General features: G+C 69.2%; 19 protein-coding genes and 4 pseudogenes. 14 read left to right on the top strand and 9 right to left on the bottom strand.

The features are described 5' to 3' along the window. Positions 1-8: 8 nt before the first annotated feature. Positions 9-602 (bottom strand): TetR/AcrR family transcriptional regulator, encoded by a 594-nt coding sequence (locus tag ACWPQI_RS00850; RefSeq protein WP_010595944.1) that lies wholly within the window; start codon positions 600-602, stop codon positions 9-11. A 92-nt stretch (positions 603-694) separates the two neighbouring features. Between ACWPQI_RS00850 and ACWPQI_RS00845 the strand changes: the two genes are divergently transcribed. Next, positions 695-2170: a flavin-containing monooxygenase gene (locus ACWPQI_RS00845; RefSeq protein WP_124259084.1), complete on the top strand. Its 1476-nt coding sequence runs from the start codon at positions 695-697 to the stop codon at positions 2168-2170. Positions 2171-2300: 130 nt separating this feature from the next. Beyond that, the gene (locus ACWPQI_RS00840; protein WP_010595942.1) at positions 2301-2627 is read left to right on the top strand and encodes a DUF427 domain-containing protein; all 327 of its coding nucleotides are present in this window, start codon (positions 2301-2303) and stop codon (positions 2625-2627) included. A gap of 10 nt (positions 2628-2637) precedes the next feature. On the opposite strand, the gene ACWPQI_RS00835 is transcribed toward ACWPQI_RS00840, so the two are convergent. The 4 genes from ACWPQI_RS00835 to ACWPQI_RS00820 form a co-directional block, all read right to left on the bottom strand. Next, positions 2638-3741: a CapA family protein gene (locus tag ACWPQI_RS00835; protein ID WP_017682118.1), complete on the bottom strand. Its 1104-nt coding sequence runs from the start codon at positions 3739-3741 to the stop codon at positions 2638-2640. 50 nt (positions 3742-3791) lie between these two features. Then, on the bottom strand, positions 3792-5123 hold the full coding sequence (locus ACWPQI_RS00830; RefSeq protein WP_342660281.1) for a diguanylate cyclase domain-containing protein: 1332 nt from the start codon (positions 5121-5123) through the stop codon (positions 3792-3794). 57 nt (positions 5124-5180) lie between these two features. After that, complete coding sequence (locus ACWPQI_RS00825; RefSeq protein ID WP_407040516.1) at positions 5181-6734, bottom strand: succinic semialdehyde dehydrogenase; 1554 nt, start codon at positions 6732-6734, stop codon at positions 5181-5183. Positions 6735-7473: 739 nt separating this feature from the next. Next, on the bottom strand, positions 7474-7923 hold the full coding sequence (locus ACWPQI_RS00820; RefSeq protein WP_474738600.1) for an ATP-binding protein: 450 nt from the start codon (positions 7921-7923) through the stop codon (positions 7474-7476). 283 nt (positions 7924-8206) lie between these two features. Between ACWPQI_RS00820 and ACWPQI_RS00815 the strand changes: the two genes are divergently transcribed. Continuing rightward, positions 8207-8929, top strand: coding sequence for a GAF and ANTAR domain-containing protein (locus ACWPQI_RS00815; protein WP_010595937.1), 723 nt, complete (start codon positions 8207-8209; stop codon positions 8927-8929). A gap of 50 nt (positions 8930-8979) precedes the next feature. After that, positions 8980-9390, top strand: a complete 411-nt coding sequence (locus ACWPQI_RS00810) for a hypothetical protein (RefSeq protein ID WP_234420151.1) — start codon at positions 8980-8982, stop codon at positions 9388-9390. A gap of 380 nt (positions 9391-9770) precedes the next feature. Here ACWPQI_RS00810 and ACWPQI_RS00805 read toward each other — a convergent pair whose 3' ends face one another. After that, positions 9771-10415: a helix-turn-helix domain-containing protein gene (locus tag ACWPQI_RS00805; protein WP_228287143.1), complete on the bottom strand. Its 645-nt coding sequence runs from the start codon at positions 10413-10415 to the stop codon at positions 9771-9773. A gap of 175 nt (positions 10416-10590) precedes the next feature. Between ACWPQI_RS00805 and ACWPQI_RS00800 the strand changes: the two genes are divergently transcribed. Beyond that, positions 10591-11355, top strand: coding sequence for an endonuclease/exonuclease/phosphatase family protein (locus ACWPQI_RS00800; RefSeq protein WP_228287142.1), 765 nt, complete (start codon positions 10591-10593; stop codon positions 11353-11355). 197 nt (positions 11356-11552) lie between these two features. On the opposite strand, the pseudogene ACWPQI_RS00795 reads toward ACWPQI_RS00800, so the two are convergent. Continuing rightward, a pseudogene (locus ACWPQI_RS00795) lies at positions 11553-11833 on the bottom strand (type II toxin-antitoxin system RelE family toxin). On the opposite strand from ACWPQI_RS00795, the gene ACWPQI_RS00790 reads away from it, so the two are divergent. From ACWPQI_RS00790 to ACWPQI_RS00775, 4 genes and pseudogenes are all read left to right on the top strand, one after another. Then, on the top strand, positions 11826-12347 hold the full coding sequence (locus tag ACWPQI_RS00790) for a hypothetical protein (protein ID WP_059174689.1): 522 nt from the start codon (positions 11826-11828) through the stop codon (positions 12345-12347). The pseudogene ACWPQI_RS00795 and the gene ACWPQI_RS00790 sit on opposite strands and share 8 nt — an antisense overlap. A gap of 515 nt (positions 12348-12862) precedes the next feature. Next, entirely contained in the window at positions 12863-14239 is a 1377-nt protein-coding gene (locus tag ACWPQI_RS00785; RefSeq protein ID WP_474738599.1) for a DUF7159 family protein, read from the top strand. A 260-nt stretch (positions 14240-14499) separates the two neighbouring features. Beyond that, positions 14500-14747 (top strand): annotated as a pseudogene (locus tag ACWPQI_RS00780) (ISL3 family transposase); the annotation flags it as partial. 69 nt (positions 14748-14816) lie between these two features. Beyond that, a pseudogene (locus tag ACWPQI_RS00775) lies at positions 14817-14995 on the top strand (transposase); the annotation flags it as partial. Between the two features lie 112 nt (positions 14996-15107). Here the strand turns inward: ACWPQI_RS00775 and ACWPQI_RS00770 are convergent. Then, complete coding sequence (locus ACWPQI_RS00770; protein WP_225222975.1) at positions 15108-15572, bottom strand: transposase; 465 nt, start codon at positions 15570-15572, stop codon at positions 15108-15110. A gap of 7 nt (positions 15573-15579) precedes the next feature. Between ACWPQI_RS00770 and ACWPQI_RS00765 the strand changes: the two genes are divergently transcribed. Further along, entirely contained in the window at positions 15580-15870 is a 291-nt protein-coding gene (locus ACWPQI_RS00765) for a transposase (RefSeq protein WP_119699277.1), read from the top strand. Here ACWPQI_RS00765 and ACWPQI_RS00760 read toward each other — a convergent pair. Further along, positions 15824-16207: a hypothetical protein gene (locus ACWPQI_RS00760; protein WP_474738598.1), complete on the bottom strand. Its 384-nt coding sequence runs from the start codon at positions 16205-16207 to the stop codon at positions 15824-15826. The genes ACWPQI_RS00765 and ACWPQI_RS00760 overlap by 47 nt on opposite strands. Positions 16208-17004: 797 nt before the next feature. Between ACWPQI_RS00760 and ACWPQI_RS00755 the strand changes: the two genes are divergently transcribed. From ACWPQI_RS00755 to ACWPQI_RS00740, 4 genes and pseudogenes are all read left to right on the top strand, one after another. Then, entirely contained in the window at positions 17005-18486 is a 1482-nt protein-coding gene (locus ACWPQI_RS00755) for an LEM-3-like GIY-YIG domain-containing protein (RefSeq protein ID WP_474738597.1), read from the top strand. Between the two features lie 170 nt (positions 18487-18656). Then, entirely contained in the window at positions 18657-19112 is a 456-nt protein-coding gene (locus ACWPQI_RS00750; protein ID WP_474738596.1) for a hypothetical protein, read from the top strand. A 76-nt stretch (positions 19113-19188) separates the two neighbouring features. Beyond that, positions 19189-19414, top strand: a pseudogene (locus ACWPQI_RS00745) (transposase); the annotation flags it as partial. A 233-nt stretch (positions 19415-19647) separates the two neighbouring features. Further along, positions 19648-20541, top strand: coding sequence for an Abi family protein (locus tag ACWPQI_RS00740; RefSeq protein ID WP_304434069.1), 894 nt, complete (start codon positions 19648-19650; stop codon positions 20539-20541). Positions 20542-21151: the final 610 nt, after the last annotated feature.

Raw genomic sequence — 21151 nt, 5'->3', positions numbered from 1 at the left:
CGAACCGTTCACCGCCCCACTCCCAGCACTGCCCGCACGGCGCCGGTAAGGGCCGCGGCCGGCAGGTCGGGGGTGATCGCGCGCTGCAGGCCGAGGCCGATGCCGAGCCCGAGCAGCATCGTCGCCGCCTGCTCGGGCTCGATCGCCGGTTCGAGGCCGAACCGTGCGGCGAGCGACCGGATCAGTTCGGCGATCAGGGTCCGCACCCCGGCGGCCCCGGCCGCGATCCGGGAGCGGATCTCCTCGTCGTGCCGCGAGCGCACCGAGAATTCGATCTCGAGCAGGGTCCAGCGCCGGTCGCCGATGGTGCGCTCGGCCCAGGCGCCGAAGGCGGCCACCACGTCGTCGAGCGACGCACCGGCCTCGAGCGTCGCGGCGATCTCCCCCATGCGCTCGGCCCGGATCCGGTCGAGCACCGCGAAACACAACTCGTCCTTGTTGCGGAAGTTGGAGTACACCGCGCCCTTGGAATAGCCGGCGTCCTCGGCGATCTGCTCGAGCGACGCCGCGGCGTAACCGCGGTCGAGGAAGTGCTCGGTGGCCGTGGCGAGCAGCTCCTCGCGCGTGCGTGCCTGGGTCTGCTGCCGGGTCTGTCGTGCCACGACTCGACGGTACCGGAGCGACCCGAATTCGGATACTGTGGTTATCCGAATACCGACGGTATTCGGACTGGACGCAGACGAGAGGCGACACGATGGACGAACACCGGGTGGTGGTGATCGGTGCCGGGATCTCCGGCATCGGCGCGGCGATCGCCCTGCGACGGCGCGGCATCACCGACGTCGTCGTCCTCGAGAAGGCCGACAGTCTCGGCGGGACGTGGCGCGCCAACACCTACCCGGGCTGCGCGTGCGACGTGCCGTCGCTGCTGTACTCGTACTCGTTCGCGCGGAACCGCGACTGGAGCCGCCTGTTCGCCGGGCAGCCGGAGATCCGCGGCTACATCGAGCACACCGCCGCCGCACAGGGCGTGACGTCCCACGTCCGGTTCGGCGTCGAGGTGCTGAGGGCGGACTGGGACGACGTCGACGCCCGCTGGACGCTCGCCACCACCGCCGGCACCGTCCGGGCGCGTTTCCTCGTCGCCGCCGCGGGGCCGTGGAACGAACCGCTCGTGCCCGAGATCCCCGGTCTCGACCGGTTCCCCGGCGAGGTGTTCCACTCCGCGCGCTGGAACCACGACTACGACCTGCGCGGCAAACGGGTCGCCGTCGTCGGCACCGGCGCCTCGGCGGTCCAGTTCGTCCCCGAGATCGCTCCCGACGTCGCACGCCTGCACCTGTACCAGCGGACGGCGCAGTGGGTGCTGCCCAAACCCGACCGGCACCTGTCCGCGGCCGAACGCCGGCTGCTCACCCGTCTCCCGGGTGCGCGACGGCTGGTCGAGGCGATCGAATACGGCCTGATGGAGGCCCTCGGCCTCGGCTTCCGGCACCCGTGGCTCATGCGCCGGCTGCAGTGGATCGGCCGGGCGCAGCTCCGCGCGCAGGTGCGCGACCCGCGGCTGCGCCGGGCCCTGACCCCCGACTACACCCTCGGCTGCAAGCGGCTGCTCATGTCGAACACCTACTACCCCGCCCTGACGCGGCCCAACGTCGAGGTCCACCCCGCGGCGGTGCAGGAGGTCCGCGGCTCCACCGTGATCGCCGGGGACGGCAGCGAAGCCGAGGTCGACGCGATCGTCTTCGGCACCGGCTTCCACATCCTCGACATGCCCATCGCGGGCCGGGTGTTCGACGGGCAGGGCCGCAGTCTCGACGAGCACTGGCAGGGCAGCCCCCGGGCGTACCTCGGCTCGTCCGTCGCGGGCTTCCCCAACGCGTTCGTCCTGCTCGGACCGAGCCTGGGCACCGGCCACACCTCGGCCTTCCTCATCCTCGAAGCCCAGCTCGACCACGTCGTGACGGCCATCGACACGGCCCTGCGCCGCGGCTGGCGCACCCTCGAGGTGCGCCGGGAGGCCCAGGACGCCTTCGACGACGAGGTTCAGGCCGCCCTTCCGGGCACCGTCTACAACTCCGGCGGATGCCGCAGCTACTTCTTCGACGTCAACGGCCGCAACAGCTTCAACTGGCCGTGGTCGTCGGCCGCGCTCCGGCGCCGGGTGTCGGCGTTCGACCCGGACGTCTACGCCGTCACGCGCGACGACGAGCGCGTGTCCGCCGGGTGATCCGGGCCCCGGCGCAGGGACTGTCGGGGTACCGTCGGGTCGAGGCACCCGACACGAGGAGGACCCGGAAATCTCCGTTCGTCTCCGCAACCCGTACCACCGCGTCGAGGCGCTGCCCAGCAGCCGGCACGTGCAGGTGTCGATCGCCGGCGCGGTCGTCGCCGAGACCCGCAAGCCCGTGCTGCTGTTCGAAACCCGGCTGCCCGTGCGGTACTACCTCCCGTCCGCGGACGTCGACTTCTCGGTGCTCGAGGAGACGGACCTGCACACCGAGTGCCCCTACAAGGGCACGGCCCGGTACTGGAGTTTCACCGGACCACCGGGGGCCGAGAACCTCGCGTGGTCGTACCCGGATCCCCTTCCCGCCGTCGCACCGATCGCCGGCCACGTCGCGTTCTACGACGAGAAGGTGGACCTGGTCGTCGACGGTGTGCCCGTGCCGCGTCCCGGCGGCTGACCACGCGGCCTCAGCGGGCGATCCGGATCCACGGATCGTCGTCCCCGGCCTGCAGGCGGGTGCCGAAGCCGGCCGACGCCTCCGCGAGCGTCGCGCGCAACCACCGCTGCTGCGACTGCGTGACGTGCTCGAGCCGCATCCGCCGCGCCTGCACCGGCAGCATCCGCACCTCCTGCAGCTCCCCCGTGTCCGCGTCGAGGGTGACGAGGTACAGCAGCCGCAGCTCGTCGTGGAAGCGCTCGTAACCGCCGATGCCCTCGTAGTCGTTGATCAGGTCGCCGCACCCGTACAGCACGGGCTTGCCGCGGTAGATCTCCAGCGGGCGCGGGTGATGGGACGAGTGCCCGTGCACCACGCCGACGCCGCCGTCGATCAGCCGGTGCGCGAACCGCACGTGCGCGTCCGGCACGGCGTAGCCCCAGTTGGAACCCCAGTGCACCGACACCACCACCACGTCGCCGGCCCCGCGGTCGGCGTCGATCCGGGCGAGCAGCTCGTCGGCGCCCGCCTCCGACACCGGCAGCAGGGCCACTCCCGGCCGCGTCGGCGTGGCGGCCCACGACGGGGTGATCCCGCTCGACACCGCACCGACCGACCACACCCGCACCCGGGGCGATCCGGCGGCGACCGTCGCCGGCCGCCACGCCGCCCGGTCGTCGTCGCCCGCACCGGCGAGCCGCAGTCCCGCCGCCGTGAGGACCTCGACGGTCTCGCGCAGACCACGGACACCGAAGTCGAGCACGTGATTGTTGGCGAGCGTGCACACGTCGACCCGCGCGACGGTGATCACCCCGACGTTCGCCGGGTTCATCCGGTAGTGGATGCCCTTGTCCGGGGCGTAGTCCCGCGACGTGGTCACGGACGTCTCCAGGTTGACGACCCGCACGTCCGGGGCGCATTCGTCGAGCACCGGCAGCGCGACGCCCCACGGCCAGTCGAAGCCCGCCGGCCGCGGGATCACCCCGCTGCGGGTCTCGGCGAGCTCGACGTAGTCCCGGGCGTCCTGCGCGTAGGACTCCCGCAACCTCGGCCCTCCGGGATGCGGGAGGATCTGGTCCACGCCCCGGCCGGTCATCACGTCCCCGGCGAGGAACAGCGTCACCGTGCGCGGCACACCTGAAAGGGTAGTCGCCGAACCGGATCCGCGCGGTCACCGAGCGGCGGTCACCGGGACACGTAACTGGGCTGTTCGGTGACGTCGCCGAGCACCACCAGCGTCGCCAGGGTGTTCTCCCACCGGATCCGGGCGGCGCCGACCGTCGCCTGCACCACGGTCCCGTCCGGCCGGCCGAACTCGCACAGCTGCCCGGTCCGGTCGTGCAGCGAGCGGACGGTGACAGACCTGTCGGGCCAGGTGCCGCCGGTGAGGACCTCGTGCAGCGGCCGGTTCTCCACGTTCCGGGCGTCGACGCCGAACAGCGTGGCGAAGCACGGATTGACGTAGGCGACGGTCCCGCCGTCGCGCACGGCGAGGATGGGGACGGGCAGCAGATCGAGGACATCCGGCAGGGGCAACGGGGCCAGCCGGTCCGGCAGTTGAGCCCAGGCCGCGGCCTTCGCCCGATACAGGTCCATGTCGGCGTCGTGGTACAGGTCCATGGGGTCGCTGACGACGCCGGCTGCGACCCCGAAGCTGACCGGCACGGGATTCGCGCGGGCCAGGCCCTCGAGCACCGCGCGCCCTTCCTCCTCGTCCGTGTCCGGGAGGACGACGAGGAATTCGTCGCCGCCGAGGCGGGCCAGGATCCCGCCGCGCGGCACCTGCTGCGCCCACGCCTCGGCGGCGTCGCGGAGCAGGGCGTCTCCCGCGGGATGCCCGTGCTCGTCGTTGAACGCCTTGAACCCGTCGACGTCGAGCAGACCGAGGCAGACCCAGGCGCCGCGGTCGCGCGGCCGCGATCGCAGTTCGAGGTCGAGGCCGGCGCGGTTGCGCAGCCCGGTGAGCGGATCTCGGGTCGCCGCGTTCACCAGCAGGCGCCCGACGGCCCCGAAGATCGCACCGGAGCCGAGCAGCGCCGCGGCGACGACCACGTAACCGACCCACAGCAGGCGCGTCGGGGCCAGGGCCGCGGCGCCGAGGGTGGCGGCGGTGAGCGTCCCGATCCACAGGACGGCCTGCCGCGGCGGCCAGAACGCCGCGAGATACATCGACAGGAACATCGAGCCCATGACGCTGATGAGGATGCGGGAGGGGTCGACGTGGAACGCGATCACCGCCGGCATCGCGGCGACCGCGCACGCGGTGGCGGCGACGATGGGGGTGCGCCCCAGACGCCGTGGCGCCCACCGCAGGATCACCAGCCCGGCGATTCCCAACGCCAGCGCCGAGGCCATGCCGGCGAAGCTGCCGGATCGCGCGACCGCTGGATCGAGCAGGGCCGCAACGATTCCTACTGCGACGAGCCCGGTGCTGATCGCCAGGTACCACGCGAGCAGACGGCGCCGCTGGACGCGGAGATTCGCCGTCGCACCGTGCAGCACCTGGCGATCGCCCACACCAGGATTATCCCGTTCGTCGCACCGTTCGTGTCCGGCTCGGCGAAATGCCGCGGGTCACCGACCCGGCAGCCACTGCATCGCCTTGACGAACGGCGGCATCACCTTCGACCACAGCTTCGGCGGAACCCCGCGGGGTCCACCGAGATTCATCACCCGGGTCGTCGCGATCGTCTGCGGCTCGGTGTACTTGATCAGGCCCTCCGCGCCGTGGCGCCGGCCCATGCCCGAGATGCCCATGCCGCCCATCGGTGCGTCGGTGCTGCCCCATGCGGGCGCGTAGCCCTCGTCGACGTTGACGGTGCCGGCCCGCACCCGCGCCGCGATCGCCTCGCCCTGCGCCTTGGTGCCCGCCCACACGCTGGCGTTGAGTCCGTACTCGGTGTCGTTGGCGCGGCGGATCGCCTCCTCGACGTTGTCCACCGGGTACACCGACACGAGCGGACCGAACGTCTCCTCCCGGTAGCACTCGGCGTCCTCGGGAACGTCGGTGAGCACCGTCGGCTCGTAGAACAGCGGGCCGAGGTCGGGCCGGGCCTTGCCGCCGGCCACGACGGTGGCGCCCTTGGCGACCGCGTCGTCGACATGTCCGGAGACGGCCTTGACCTGGTTCTCGTTGACCATGCTGCCCATTTCGACGCCGTACTCGTAGCCCGGGCCGAGCGTCATGTTCCGCACCCGCTCGCCGAGCATGCGGATGAATTCGGGGGCGACGGACTTCTCGACGTAGATCCGTTCGATGGAGATGCACAGCTGCCCGGAGTTGGAGAAGCACGCCCGCACGGCGGCGTCGGTGACCTCACGCAGATTCGCCCCGGCGGTGACGATCATCGGGTTCTTGCCACCGAGCTCGGCGGAGAACCCGATCAGGCGACGGCCCGCCTGCTCGGCGAGGAGGCTGCCGGTCTGCGAGGAGCCGGTGAACATCAGGTAGTCGGCGTTCTCGACGAGGGCGGTGCCCACGACGGAGCCGGGTCCGGGCACGACGGCGAACAGGTCGCGCGGCAGGCCGGCCCGGTAGAGCAGTTCGACGACGGCCAGCGCGCAGTAGGGGGTCTGGCTGTCGGGCTTGAGGACGACGGCGTTGCCGGCGAGCAGTGCGGCGATCGCGTCGGAGACCGCGAGGGTCATCGGGTAGTTCCACGGCGCGATGACCCCCACGACCCCCTTCGGGTGGTAGTGCACGGTGGTCCTCGTCAGGCCGGGCAGCATGCCCGTGGCGCGGCGCGGACGCAGCAGCTTGGGAGCGGTCCGCGCGTAGTAGCGCGCGGTCAGGGCGATGTCGAGGACCTCTTCCTGCGCCGAGGCGCGAGCCTTGCCGGTCTCGGCCTGGGCCATGTCCATCAGCTCTTCGCGGTGCGCCAGCACGAGGTCGTGGTAGCGGTGGAAGATCTCGGCGCGTTGCTCGACGGAGCGGCGCGCCCAGTCGGCCTGCGCGACGCGGGCACGCTCGAGGGCGGCTCTGGCGTCGTCGGCGGTGCCGACCGGGACCGTCGCGAGTTCACGACCGGTGAAAGCTTCCACGACCGAGCGGGTGGGACGGCTCGCCGCGTCCGGGATGGCGATGAGCTCGGCCAACCGAGCGAAGGTGGCAGCGCTGGGAGCTGGCATGTCGAACCCCTACTGGTGAGTAGTTCTGGCGGTTACACCAACCTACCGTGCAGCGTGGCCCTTGTCACAGGGCGGGCTGGTCCTCTGCACACCTGTGCCGCGCGGTCGGCGCACCGAGGTGTCGAACCGTCGGCGACGTCGCGGAGGCGGGGGTCGAGTCGTGCACGCGCGGCCCCCGGACCGGCCGGCGTGTCGGATGCGGCAGCAGAGCCGTGAAGAGGACGGAGTTCGTGGGACGACAAACCCCGCCGGAGAGAGCTTGGGGCAACTCCGGCGGGGTCTGGGCCACCGTGCAGGGGGGTGACGGTGGCTGTGAGAGATCATACCGAGTGCATGACAGCACTGTGAGGGATTCGCCTGACACGACTCGACGGCGCGAGCTGCGCGCAGGCTCGATCCTGTCGCCGCCCCGGACCTGCAGACCGCCCTTCCCGTGCCCGGCTCGTGCGTCGCGGGGATGTCGTTATCCGAGTCGCCCTCCCCAGCCGCACCCGCGGGCGCAGAACCCCACGACGCCGATGTCGCGGCGGGAGCCGTCCGCGAACGACATCACCTCGGCCACGGCGACAGCGTCGGCCCCACACGCCGGGCACCGATACCCGGGCACGGACACGGAATCCGTGTCGACCGGCCACAATGTCTCCCCCACAAGGGGACCATACGCGCGTGAACAACCGGTTGGGCGGTATTTTCGACGACCCGTCGCTCGGAGGCAGTCCGTACCGAGCCTGCGCCGCAGTCAGACCGGCAGGTCCGCCTGCCAGGACATGGTGACCGTGGTGCCGGTTCCGGCGGTACTCACCCGGGTGTGGGTGGTGAGCGCCGCGATCAGCTCCAGCCCCCGGCCCCGAGACCCGGTGTGCGACGCGCGCATCCCGGCTCGCCACCGGCCGTGGTCGGCGACGGTGATCTCCAGGTCCCGCTCGTGGGCGACGAAGGTCGCATCCACCTCCACCACCCCACCGGGGAGACCGGCGTCCCGGCCGGGGTAGGCGTGTTCGACGACATTGGCCAACGCCTCGTACACCGCGGCGACGACGTCCTGGCGGCATCGGTCGTCGACACCGATGCGGGCAAGCCAGCCGGCCAGGGCGCGGCGCAGCGAGGTGATCTCTGCGGCGGTGGCCGGAGCTTGCCGATACCAGCAGACGGTGGAAGTGATCGACGGATCGAGCGGATGCCGGTGCATAGCGGTCCTCGCGGTCTCTGGCACAGTAGATCCCCGGCTGAGTGAAACCGTCGGCGAACAGGTCGACCACCGCACGACTTCGCTTTCGGGTAAGCATATTCGTTTTTCGGCACACCCTGGGAGTGGATGTCCGCGCGCAGGCGTACAGGCGCGCGAGTCGGCACCGGATCCGAGCCGGCGGTGACCGAGGCGGGCAAGCATCGCATCGACGCACCGAGACGGGTAGGTTCGAGGTGAGCGGGTCGCAGCGGCGGCCGCGGGAACCGGCCGAAGGAGGCACGCGATGACGCCTCCACGAAAGCCGGAGTCGGACGCCCTGGCCGCGGTCTATGCGGGAATGTCGGGGCTGGCGCTGTCGGAACAGACCCTCTCGAGTGTGGTGGAGTTGACCACCTCGCTGACCAAGGACACCCTGCCCGGTTCGGTCGGGGCCGGCATCACGCTGCTCGCCGGAGACGGCGCCGAGACCACGACGGCGGCGACCGATCCGGTGGTCGAGCGGCTCGATGCGCTGCAGTACGAACTCGGGGAAGGACCGTGCCTGACTGCGCTGCGGGACCGGGTCATGGTGCGGGTCGACGATCTGGCGACCGAATCGCGATGGCCGCGGTGGTCGGCACTGGCCGCGCGAGCCGGAATGGGTGCCGTGCTCAGCGCCCCGTTGGTCTCGGCCGACCGCACGCTCGGTGCGATCAAGGTGTATTCGGCGCGTCCGCATGCCTACACCGGCGCCAGCGAGGATCTACTGCGGCGGTTCGCCGCCCAGGTCGCTCTGCTGTTGGCAAACGCGTCCACCCTCGCCGGCTCCGAGCGACTCGGCGATCAGCTCAAGGAGGCGCTACGCACCCGGGACCTGATCGCCACCGCCAAAGGGATCGTGATGCTGCGCGAGCACCTCGGCGCGGACGAGGCGCTGCGATGGATGCTCGCGTCCGCCGAGCGTGAGCACACCCCGATGCGGGAGGTGGCCGCGGCGATCCTCGCTACTGTCTTCGAGCAGTCGTGAGTCGCGCGATGGAACACTATCCCGAGCACCGCCCCCGCCCGATGCGGAGTATGCCCGACGGCAGCGATCGCCACCGGTTCCTGGCGGCGCTACGGGCCAGTGGGTTGAGTGTCGAGCAGTTGTGGTTGCGGTATTTCGGTCTCGGTGGTGAGGCCGGCAAGGTGGAGATCGAGGCGTATCTCAGCGGATTGCTGCCACTGCCGCCGTTGCAGCACGACCTCCTCGCCCACGCGATCAACGAACGGCTCGACGAACTCGCCCCACCGCGCGCTCCGTATTCCACCGACCTGCCACCGTCGGCCGCCACCGACGGCTGTGCGCCGTCGGCGGCCCGCCCGGACGGCACCCACCCGGACCGGCACCGCCCCACCCCACGAACCGACCCCGGCCACGCCACCGATCACGACGACGGCGACCGCAACGACGGCGCCGGGAGCGATCGAGACGGATCCTCCGGATAGGGGAAAACGGACGGCGAACTTCGCAGTTCCGGCGAGGCGACCCGGGTTCGGTCGAGAACGACCCGACCGCCGACGGAGGCGGGCATGGGCGTCCCCAGCCCCCTGCGCCAGGGCGCGACCCGCCCCGTCGGCGGTTGTGACCGGGCGCGGCCACCGCAGGGAGCAGGAAGGCGGCGGACCGCCCTCGGAGCCCCACCGGCACACTCGGCGCCCGGAGCGCACCTGCGGTGCACCCAGGCGGAACACACCCACCACATCTGTTCGTTCCGGGGGTCAGTGTATTCGTTTTCGACGGCGGCGACGACGAATACCGGGGTCCGTTCCAGCACCCGAACGATCCGATCCGGGGCCGCTCCGCCCCGGCGCCGAAGGGCGGTCGGTCACGCGGACAGGGTCTGGCTGGGGAGCCGGCCGTAGGCGGCACGGTACTGCTCGGCGAAACGTCCCGTCTTGGCGAAGCCCCAACGGGCCGCGATCGCGGACACGGTGTCACCGCCGGCCGGATCCGCAGCCAGCAGATCGCGGTGGGCTCGTTCCAGCCGCACCCGGCGCAGGTAGCCGAGCGGCGTGATCTGATGGTGGCGCAGAAAATCGTACTGAAGCGCCCGCGCACCGATCCCGGCAGCCGCGACGATGTCCGCCAGCCGGATCCGGGACTCGGCGTGAGCGTCGATGAAGGCGATCGCGCGCTGCAACGCGGCGGGTTCGCCAGGACGTGCCAACATCTTCCGGATCACCGGCGGCTCGTCGGTCCGGCCCGAACCGAGCACCGACTGCGCCAACTCCAGCAGCGGCATCCCCGCCTCCCGCGACGCCGACACCAACACACCACCGGCATCCTCGGCGGTCAGGCGATGACGTTCCATCAACACACCCGTAGCTCGCTCGACCACCACCCGGGACGCGAGCGCCTGCTCCCACCCCTCTCCCTCCCGCGTGCCGGTACCGACAGCGGAGGGCAGGCTCGGCCCGCAAGAAGAATCGATCACCTCCTCATCACAGCACCGACTGCCACCATCGCGCACCCTCCCCGCACCCAGGCCTTGCCCGGCTCGATCTCTACCGAGTCACCCTGATCCATAGTGCTGTCGATCTTCGGAAGGTAACTGCGAGACCGAACGCTATTCGGACTCCGAAGGTGGGGACACGTCACCCGTGTGGGTTGTCGGTCGTGTCGCCGCCTGTTCGTACAGTGCCGGTGTGGAGAACACCGAACTGACCGTCGCGACCTGGAACACCATGTGGGCCACCGTCTCCAGCCCCCGCGGACAGCGCATCCGGCACCTGCTGCGCGAGGCGGATGCGGACCTGCTGATCGTCACCGAAGGCCAACGCGACCTGCTCCCCGACGGCGGTCATGTCGCCGACGCCGGTACCGACTGGGGCTACGACACCACCGCGCATCCGCTGCGCCGCAAGACGCTGCTGTGGTCCCGGTGGCCGCTCGCCGACCTCACTACCTTGCCCACCGGTGCCGGGGCCGGTCGCGTGTTGACCGCGATCGCCGACGCCCCACTCGGCCCGATCCGAGTGCTGGCGGTGTGCATCCCGTGGGCGAGCGCGCATGTGACCACCGGGCGCCGGGATGCGACGAACTGGTCCGAGCACCTCGAATGCTGCGACCAGATCGAGAAGCTGGCGGCCCAGTTCGACCCGCGGATCCCCACGATCGTCGCCGGCGACTTCAACCAGCGGATCCCGCGGCGACGCCAACCCATCCGGGTGTTCGAGCGGCTGCTCGAAGTAACGGACCGATGGACCTTGCACACCGGCGGCGAGGTCGAGCACGGACCGTTGATCGATCACCTTGCCTCCGACCTGCCCTGCACCGGTCTGCGGACCTGGGCCGGCAGTGACGAGGCCGGGAAGCTGAGTGATCACGCCGGGGTGGTCTGCACCCTGCGCGCCAGAGCCGCCCGACGCGGATACCGTGCTTCCCGGTTCCTTGCGCCGCCGTACGCGTGACCGATCGCAGCAATCCGTGAACCTCAGCCGACGCGGAGAGGAATCCTCGTACCGAATTGCAGCCTCGGACGATCGACGATTCGGCGGAGCCCACGTCATGTCCTCGCCGCCGGCGAACACGGGCAACCGCTACGGCTACGTCCGGGGTGATCTGCACGGACCGCTGCAGCCGTGCGTAGCCCAGCCGCAGGACCCGCTCAGCGGTCTCCGGGTCGGTAGATGTGGGCGCGGGGTCGACGCCGACGATCAGGAGGACACGGTACTCGTCGTCGACACGGAGCAGGATGCGGTAGTCGCCGCGGCGGGCGCTGCGCAGGCCCTCCAGCTCGTAACGCAGCGGCTTGCTCATCCGGTGAGGATTCTCTGCCCGCGGGCCGGAGAGGAACTCGACGACCACACGCACGATCCGTCCGGGTAGCCGGGACAGCGCTCCAGATCCGGAAGAGCCCGTACAGCGGCACCATGGGGCTATGGACATCGCGCCCGAACCCGCCGATCCCGACACTCGTGACTGGACCTTCGTGCTCGACGGAGGGTGCCCCGAGTGCGGGTACACGCTGCACGATCCGACCACGACCGGTGAACGCTTGCGATCCTGCGTGCCACGCTGGCAGGCCGTGCTGCGGCGGCCGAACGTCGCCGAGCGGCCCGCTCCGAAGGTGTGGTCGGCGCTCGAGTACGCCTCCCACGCGCGTGACCTCATCGTCGTCCTCGGACAACGAGTGCAGGCGATGATCACCGACAACACTCCGACGTTCGCCGATTACGACGGCGAGGCCGAGGCGATCCGTCGGCGGTTCTGGGCGGCAGATCCCGCCGACGTGGCCCGGCAGATCGCTCTACGTACCGACGAGACCGTCGAGATCATCGAGGGCGTCGAGGACTGGCGGCGCGACGGCCTGCGCAGTGACGGCCGGAGGTTCACCATTGTGCAGTTGAGCCAGTATCTGCTGCACGACGTCGAGCACCATCTGCACGACGTCGCGGGCTGATCCGACCGAGCCGCGTACGCGTCCCGGGCAGTGATGCTCACGAAACTCACTGCAAACAACATAATTCCCAAAACCGTACTGGACCGGCACCGAACCGGGTGGTGCGCCCGCCCGCGGGGCCCGAACCACCGTCGCGACCGCACGTCGCACCGACGTCGCGGGCGCCCCGCCGCCTCGGCCCGGGACGTGCCCTCACACCAGGCCGATCCCGGTCCCGGGCACCGATCGAAGGCGCGGTCGACAGTCTCGGAGGATGCGCACACCCGGTCCCGGACTTTCGGTCGCGAGGGGACGTCGAGTTCACTGTCGAGCCCACCGTCGACCTCCGAACCGTGCCCGTGTCGGCGTTCGCCAGATCTCCCCGCGACACCCTGAGCTGCGACGAGATGCGGAAGGCCACGCCGAAGGGGCACGGCACCGATCGGCGAGCGCACCGACTGCCTCGATCGTCCGCAGCGCCGAGCTCGGCCTGCTCCGTGCGCGCGACCCGTGACCGAACCGTTATAGTCGGCGCCATGACGTCAGTTCTCGGTGTGTCGGTCGGGGCCAGCGCTGTGCGCTTCGCGTGCCGCGACACCGAGAGCCCCCATGGTCCGATCTTCCGATCACGGTCGGTGACCGCGACCCTCGAACGCCCGGGGGACCTGACCGCCGCATCTCTCGACACGGTGCTCACCGAAACCGATGAGATCGACGAGGTCCAGGCCATCGGCGTCGCGTACCGGAACCAGGCGCAGGCCGGTGCCGTCCAGGCCGCGATGACCCGACTCGAGATCGGCCACTTCCACTTGGTCCCCGAAGTGACGGCCGCGCTCGAGATGCTGGAGACGTCCGGAGATCTCGGCGACTACGAGACGCTCGTGTTCTACGACCTCGGCAGTTCCGGCCTCACCGTCACCGTCGTCGACCGCACCACCGGGATCGTGCTGAGCACCGCACGCTCGGAGCGGATCAGCGGCGACCTCGTCGACCGGCTGATCTACGACCACCACCTGGAACTGCACCGCTTCACCCCGCCGGCCGACACGGCAGCACGGCTCGCCCTCACCGCCCGGTGCCGCGACGCGAAGGAGCAGCTGTCCACCACCGGCGCGGTGTGCATGCCCGGTGAGGGCGGTCTGCTGCTGCTCTCCCAGGACAGCTTCGAGTCGCTCATCGACGGCCCCGTGAAGACGTCGGCCCGCCTCACCCGTGACGTCATCCGCCGCTCGGGGCGCACCCCCGACGCCGCGGTGCTCATCGGCGGCGGTGCGCATATTCCGCTGGTCACCTCCGTGATGGAGTCCTGGCTGGACGTCCCGGTGATCGTGCCCGCACAGCCCGAACTCGTCGCGGCCGAGGGTGCGGCACTGCTGGCTCGCCCGGCCGCCGGTGACGTCGCCGGTGTGGTGATGTCCCCGACGCAGGCATCCGCGCCGCACGAGACGAGCAACACCGTCGAAACCCGGCACACCGTCGAGAAGACCGCACCACCGCGCACACGTCGGCGTCTCCTTCTCGCCGGCGGTGTCCTCACCGTCGTCGCGGCGATCGGCCTCGGCACCGTCCTGCTGCCGGATTCCGAACGGGACGCACAGCCCACCGCCCCGCCAGAGCCCGCTACGACCGCCGGCCTGACCCCGCCTCCGGAAGCCGCCCCGCCGGTGCTCGACAAGTCGAGGATCCCCGCACCGACCGAGGCGCCCACCACGTACCAGCCGCAGACACAGAATCCGACCCAGACCCCTACCACCCCTCAGACGCAGAACAGCGCGCCGGCCGACACATCGGCTCCGCCGCCCCCACCGGAACCAGCCCCCCTCATTCCCGGTCTGCCGCAGTACCAGCTGCCGACACTTCCCCCGCCCCCGCCGCTCCCTCTACCGGAATTGCCCCGAATACCGGGACTCTGAACCCCCAGTCCACACCATCGACATGTTCTGACGCTTGGCCCTTGCTCGGCGGCAGGCCTGCGAGCCCCCATCAGCTGTGGTGGACAAGCACGATTATCCTCATTCATGATGTACCGCAACGAGTTACAGATTCCGAGCTGGCTATGGCTCCTCGTCCGACCACGTAGTCCTTGGCGGAAACGCGGCTCTTCGCAGTCGGTAGGGGCGTGATGTTGCCCGACCCGTGCCGTGTCGGTGATCGAAAAAGGGCCCGCGCCCTTGTGAGCTGGGTGTTGTTCAGGCAACCAGACCAGCAAGGAACGCGGGCATACTCCACGGTGGTTCACTGCTGCTCGATCTCGGCGGCGTCGTCGTCGAATCGGTGCGGTGCGTCGACGACGGCAGCCGGATCGTCCGGCTCGGTACCGATCCTCGGTGGGTCGGCGTGTGCCCGCAGTGCGGGGAGAAGTCGGCGCGGTCGAAGGGCCGGGTCACCACCCCTCCCCGCGACGCGCAGGTCGGCCCCGACCTCGAGGGTCAACCGGTTCATGCCCGACGAGACATCGACCGGGCCCGTGACGTGGGCGTCGACTACGCGATGACCCACGACGATTCTGCCCTGCTCGCCCAACTCGACGCGCTCAAGGCGCCGACAGTGCGGACGTGTTCGCCGAACTGATCCGCATCGGTCTGCAGGCGTTGATCGAAGCCGAGGCCACCGAGAAGCTCGGCGCCGGCCGCGACGAGCGCACCGCCACCCGCACCACGCACCGCAACTCAAAGCCGCCGTGGCACAGCAATTTGCGGGTTCGTCGTGGCAGCGGTGCCGGGTGCCCTTCATGCGCAACATCCGGGCGGCGGTGGCGACTATGTGGTTGTTGCCGGAAGTTCATCGGGGGTCATGCGGCATCGAGGAGTCGGTCGTGGTCGTCGAGCCGCTGCAGATGCCGTGCAGGTCGGTGCGGGTATAGAGCCACCGGAACGGCGTGGCAGTGGCGTTGTAACACTCCGCGAACCGCGACAAGCGGTCTTCGGCTGCCCCGAGATCGGGGAAGTCATTGGGAGTAAGAACCTTCCGCTGCACCATGGAGAAGTAGATTTCGACCTGATCGAGCCACGACGCATGCACCGGGTATGGACCGTCACCGCATTCGGATACCGCTGCGCCAACCGATCGACCGCGGTGCGAGGAACCGTTGTCGACAATCCAGAACACGCACCGGGCCGACGCGTGCGGCTCGCGTGTCATGACTTGATCGACCCTAGCGGTGAACGGCTCGATACCGGTGGAGGACTCGCACCGGCCGAACACCGTCGCCCGACGCACTGAGCCTGCCCCCTCGGGAGTGGACACCCTGACAATGGTTCGTGGAGGAACCAGGAGGGATGTTCACATGGGACGTCGGTCTCGGTACACGGAGGAGTTCCACCGGGACGCGGTCGCGTTGCCTCGCACAGCCGACGGCACCCGTACCTACGCGGCAGTGTCCTCGGACCTGGGGATCAGCAGCGAGACCCTGCGGACCTGGGTCCGCACGGACAACGCGTCGGGTCAAGGCTCAGCAGCCGATCACGCGGACTCCCATTCCGAAGGACTCGGTCAGGCTACGAGGAAGCGAACGGGGTGTCCCGATTACCGGCCGATCCCGTAGTGACGGTCTCGACGACGTTGTGGACGACGCACTTCGGGGTGAGCGGCGCGAACCGGCACTGCTCGTGGAACCACACGTGCTCCCAGTCCACCTCCGGCTCCGGCTCGGCGACGGCGGAGAGCGGGACGTCGGTGGCGCTGGGCGCCGGAAACGCGCCGGGCGGCGGGGTGGGGATGACTCCGCACTTGCTGGAGCCACCGTCGAGGAAGTTGCAGTTGAGGGCGGCCCCGAGAAGGCTGGGAATGTCGTCGACGCTGCCGGGAGCGGCGTTCGCCGTGGCCGGTACGGCAAAGGTAAGAGCGGCGCAGCCGAACACGGCGGCAACAAGACGCTTCACGAAGACCTCGATTCAGTGGAGTAAACCTACCGGTCGGATTAATCGGACAAATCCCCGAAGTGTTACCTCCTTCGCTTCGGCCGCCTCGGCATCCCCGTCGTATTCGCTCTCCCGGCCGCTCCCAGGGGCGGGAACGGTTCGGCCCGTCCCCCTGGGGGCACACCGCCGGCCGACCTCAAGCACTATGCCCCACCTGGTCTGTCCCGCCCCACTTGTCATAGACCTTGCGCGCCCGTAGCCAGACTGTGGTCCTGTAGCGGGCGCGAGGTTGCAGAGCGGCATCGACAAGGAGCGCATCCATGTGATCCCACGGGCGTTCGTCCTCGTTCGGCAGCAAGCGGACCCTGCCCGCGAGAGCCACGACCAGAGCTCCACGTCTCGGGCGGCGACAGTCATGGGCAGATCATCGCCCGAGGAGAGGGCACAAGTTGCGACGACCCGAGCACCGGCACCGAGGAGTACCACGGCAGGGTGGCACAGCGCTTACTACTCCGGCCTCGGGTCGGGCGGAGACGCTCTTCATGGACGCGTGCGTACCGCCGCCCGGCTCGGGCATGGCACGACCGGTCCCCGCGCAGCGGGGCCCCGAGGAAGGGCAGGCGGGGCGACCTCCTGCCGTCAGCGACAGTGCGGCAGCGGTAGCACTGTGGTGTGTGTCGAATCGCACCGTCGTGACGATCGAAAGGTGCACCTGACGGCGCGTCGGTGTGGCTGGATGTGTCCGCGGCGGTGTCGGCGACGACCGTTAGGGTACCGACCCGTAACCCCTCGCGAGCCCAGCGTTTTCAGGACGGTGCATGACGTATTACACGATTCCCGACGACGTCGACGACCGGCTGGCCGACTCGGTGACGGCGCGCCACTACCTCGCCGGTCTCACCTCGAGCGGGGCGGACGCTGCGGCCGATCGCGTCGACCGGTTCTTCGCCCTGCGTCGGGTGTTGACCGAGAACATCGGCGAGATCTTCCAGGACCGCGCGGCGGTGCGGGGGTTGATCCCTAACCTCGGCGGTGACCGTCCGTGCCCGGTGCTCGCCGCGATCGCCGAGGAAGTGCTGCAGGAGCGGGACCGTGAGCCTGCCGCTGCGGCGATCGCGCAGGCCCTGGCCGCCGTGGATGCCGGCGGGTGGGCGCGGTTGAGGGAGGTGACCGAGCGGATCGAGGGGTATCGCGGTGAGTTCTCCGAGCCCGGCTCGGTGGGGGCGGAGTTGGTGACCGAGTTCGAGGCCCTGTTCGCCGATCGGCTGGATTTGGTGGTGCAGTTCGACCGCGACCGGTGGCACCCGTTGGGCGAGAGCGCCGAGGCGATCGCGGCCTACACCGCGGCGGACTGTATCCGGCACCTGTCCGCGCTGTGCAATGTCCACCGCTGGCACGGCGGGGTGCTGGCCGGGGCGTTCGACACCGGTTACGTCCTGCGGGTGCTGCGCCGTCTGCTGGCCTGCGTCGGTCCGGTCCCGGCGGGACCGGAGCCGCTCGATGCTCACGTGTGTGCCCGGCTGGGGGCGTATGTGTATGCGTTGGTCGATCCTCGCGATCGGTCGATCTTCTACGTCGGCAAGGGCCGCGGCAACCGCCTCTACACCCACACCTGGACGGCGCTGGCGCAGACCGCCACCCTCGCGCAGATGCCCGAGGACCAGCGTTCGACCGCCGGCGAACCCGCGGCGGTGACCTCGGTGAAACTGGCCCGGATCCGGGACATCTACGCCGCCGGGTACCGGGTCGAGCACTGGATTCTGCGGCACCGCATCACCGCCGCCGACAGCGACGACGGCACCGCCTTCCAGATCGAACAATCCCTGATCGATGCCCTGCGCCTGATTGACGTCCCCACCGGCGGCGGGGCCCGGACGTTGACCAACATCGCCGGCGGTCACACCGACACCGACCATCGGGTCATGCGCGCCTCGCACCTGGCCGTGCTCTACGGGGCGCAACCTGCGCCGTTGCCGCTGCCGCAACCGTCGGTGGTGCTGCGGGTCAACGCCGCCGCCGACCCCACCTGGAGCGACGAGCAGATCTACGCCGCCGCCCGCGGCGACTGGCGCGCTACCGGCGTCCTCGACGTGTACGGACTGCTCGCCTTCGTCCTGGCCGACGACGTGATCCGCGCCGTGTTCCGCGTCGAGTCGTGGACCCCGGTGCGGGACAAATGGCAGTTCACCGGGGCGATCGATCCCGAAACCGATGCCCGCTACCGCGGGCGGCGGCTGCGCTCGACCGACCTCGGCTACACCGCCGGCTGGCCGCAACAAGGCTGGGCGCGGCGCACCTGAGCAAGGTTGCCTCGCGCCGCTGCCACGCCCACACAGCGCGCTCTGTCGGGCACTCGCCCGGCACGCGATTTCGAGGTGGGCCACGGGATTCCCGCAGGAACTCCGGGGTCCCACGGTCGATTTGTCCGCCTCGAGTGGCACACTGAGCGCGCCCGGATGAAGGAGAGAGCATGGTGTTGCCGCTGATCCCCGCAGCGCTGATCGCGGTCGGTGCCCTGACCGGCAGCGGTGGTGTGGCGCTGGGCGGAAAAGGGTTCTACGACCGGAAGAAGGCGGCGAACCAGCTGAACGAGGCCTGCGCCCAGTACGAGCAGCGTCGCACCGGCAGCGAGCAGCGAGTGGCGGACACCAACGCGCGGCTCGCAGCACTGGGCACGCAGCAAAAACAAGCCCTGCTCGACGTCGTGCTGCGCATGGCCGATTTTCTGCGACGACACGAAAAGCAGGTACGAGACAGCGAACGCCTCCTCGTCGACGGCCTCGACGCCACCGTGGCCCGCATCGCAGGCCCCGACGGGCTCGACATCGACGTGCGCAGCTGGGTGGGCGGCGCTGCGATGTCGGCGATCGCGACCGTGGTTGGCTCGACGAAGCCGCCCGCCACCACCGCGTCACCGACGCCCTGACGGACCACCTGCACCGTCTCGACCGCTGACCGGATCGAAGATCAGGGGTTGATCCGACCTTGAGGGCCGGATAAAGGAGCGGCTCAACAAGGAGATCCGCCGCCGCACCGATGTGGGGGATCTTCCCGGACCGCACCGCCCTGATCCGACTTGTCGGAGCGGTGCTGGCCGAACAGCACGACGAGTGGATCGAAGGCCGCCGCTACCTCGTCCTCGACGTACTCGCCCGCTCCCGCACCGACAAGCCCGCCGACAGCGTCCCCGAGGACACCGAGGAGGTGACACCGGCCTTGACCGCCTGATCCACCGACGAGGAATCACGCGACGACGTCGCACACCACCTCACGGGACTTGACCGTCCCGTTACCGCTGTTCAGCGACCTTGGGGCTCATGGTGTTAACAGGACAACACTTGCTGGACAGAACTTGCCGGTTGTTCTGCGGGGTGCTAACTTAGTTCACAACAGACCCCGCCAGGGCTAGAGCGAAAGCTTCCCCAAACCAGGCGGGGCTTTTCTTTTGCTAGGTTTTACTGGTGCCGAAGCCAACTACCACCGTTCCTGATCAGATCGCACTGCTGAAAAAGCGCGGTCTCGCGGGTGTAGGCGTCGATCCAGGATCTGATGAGTACCGGCAGCTGATGCACTGGCTGATGAACAATGGCTACTATCGCTTGTCCGGTTACTGGCGCTACCACCAGAAGGATCCTCGCAACGGGGAGAATTGGTTTATCGGTGGATCGGTCGCGGAAGTTCAGGCAGCCTACGACTTCGATGCCGGCCTTCGTTCGTATCTGAGCGAGGGGCTTGCCGTCCTGGAGGTCACCTTCAGATCGCGGCTTGCCTACTATGTGGCGACCGCCCTTGGGCCCCTCGCCTACCTCGAAGAAGACACCTACATCGACCTTAAGGACAAGAAGAACGGGAACGTTCTGCGCGACGGGCTACTTGACGACATCGACCGCCAACTGGCGGATTCGAAGGAACGATTCATCCAGCACCACGTAAGAGCCGGAGAACCGATTCCGATCTGGGCGGCGATGGAAGCGGTGTCCTTCGGGACCGTCTCGAAGATGTACTCGCTTCTTGCCGATGCCAAGATTCGTGCAGATGTGGCAAAGACCTTCGGTATCTCGAGCTACGCCCAGATGAGGTCGATCGTTCGATCCTTTGTCACGCTGCGGAACACCTGCGCCCATCATGGGCGGATATGGAACCGTGTACCGGACATCCCTTGTCCCGTCCTGAATCCCCTGAAAGCGAAGGGCGATTCCAGCATCTACAACCAAACCCCGTGGGGATGGATCGTGATGCTTTGTCACTTAGTTGACCAGATTCAGAAGAACGATCGGTTCTCACAGGATTTGAACGGCTTCCTCGACCAGCATCACGAGCTGCTGGTCGGGCTCAAGTACCCGAAGAACCACTAGACCTGCAGCGGGCAGGGCATCGGCGTGGAGGGGTGGCTCTTCATCGATGCCCTACTAATGGCGGATTCGTCTCACCACCCTCGAATCTGACTGACCACCGTAGCCGTCGCCACCACGACCTGGGCGAATGTCCCGATCCATAGGCGAATCCGCTCTGTATTGATTCGAGGCCATCTCGCCATGCGTACTCGCCTCCCGACCACGCCAAGGTCGCAGGCACCCTCGACAATCTCGGCAAGGCCTGGGGCGAGCTGGGGCAGCCGGGCCGGGCTCGCGAGGTGTACAAGCGAGCCCTGCAGATACTCCGCGCTCACTACCCGAGCAGTCGCTCTATGATCAAGCGCCTCGCCCACAACATGCGCGGCGTCGCCCCCGAGGTGATCGTCCTCGATGACGGCAGAGTAGTTTCCGGGACAGATATCAGCGACGAGCAATAGCCCGCCGAAGATCCGAGGTGCAGTTGCACCCTCAAGCGGGATTCCTGGTCCGCTCGGCGAATCAGGGTCGCTCTTGCCGAGCGAGCTGGGGAGCGACGACGAAAGTCCAACCCGAGTCAATGTTCCAGTGCCACCGTCGGTTGAACTTCCCGATGAGCCACAAGTCCGTGAAC

It is taken from the genome of Rhodococcus sp. LMD, from assembly GCF_056108245.1.
The sequence above is the reverse complement of the archived record's forward strand: the minus strand, read 5'-3'. Positions and strand labels throughout refer to the sequence as shown.

What these genes read in the sequence shown, in the direction of transcription:
- ACWPQI_RS00845 (WP_124259084.1), top strand. Translation starts at nt 695, where the DNA reads ATGGACGAACACCGGGTGGTGGTGATCGGTGCCGGGATCTCCGGCATC.
- ACWPQI_RS00825 (WP_407040516.1), bottom strand. Translation starts at nt 6,734, where the DNA reads ATGCCAGCTCCCAGCGCTGCCACCTTCGCTCGGTTGGCCGAGCTCATC.
- ACWPQI_RS00820 (WP_474738600.1), bottom strand. Translation starts at nt 7,923, where the DNA reads ATGCACCGGCATCCGCTCGATCCGTCGATCACTTCCACCGTCTGCTGG.
- ACWPQI_RS00815 (WP_010595937.1), top strand. Translation starts at nt 8,207, where the DNA reads ATGACGCCTCCACGAAAGCCGGAGTCGGACGCCCTGGCCGCGGTCTAT.
- ACWPQI_RS00810 (WP_234420151.1), top strand. Translation starts at nt 8,980, where the DNA reads ATGCCCGACGGCAGCGATCGCCACCGGTTCCTGGCGGCGCTACGGGCC.
- ACWPQI_RS00790 (WP_059174689.1), top strand. Translation starts at nt 11,826, where the DNA reads ATGGACATCGCGCCCGAACCCGCCGATCCCGACACTCGTGACTGGACC.
- ACWPQI_RS00785 (WP_474738599.1), top strand. Translation starts at nt 12,863, where the DNA reads ATGACGTCAGTTCTCGGTGTGTCGGTCGGGGCCAGCGCTGTGCGCTTC.
- ACWPQI_RS00765 (WP_119699277.1), top strand. Translation starts at nt 15,580, where the DNA reads ATGGTTCGTGGAGGAACCAGGAGGGATGTTCACATGGGACGTCGGTCT.
- ACWPQI_RS00755 (WP_474738597.1), top strand. Translation starts at nt 17,005, where the DNA reads ATGACGTATTACACGATTCCCGACGACGTCGACGACCGGCTGGCCGAC.
- ACWPQI_RS00750 (WP_474738596.1), top strand. Translation starts at nt 18,657, where the DNA reads ATGGTGTTGCCGCTGATCCCCGCAGCGCTGATCGCGGTCGGTGCCCTG.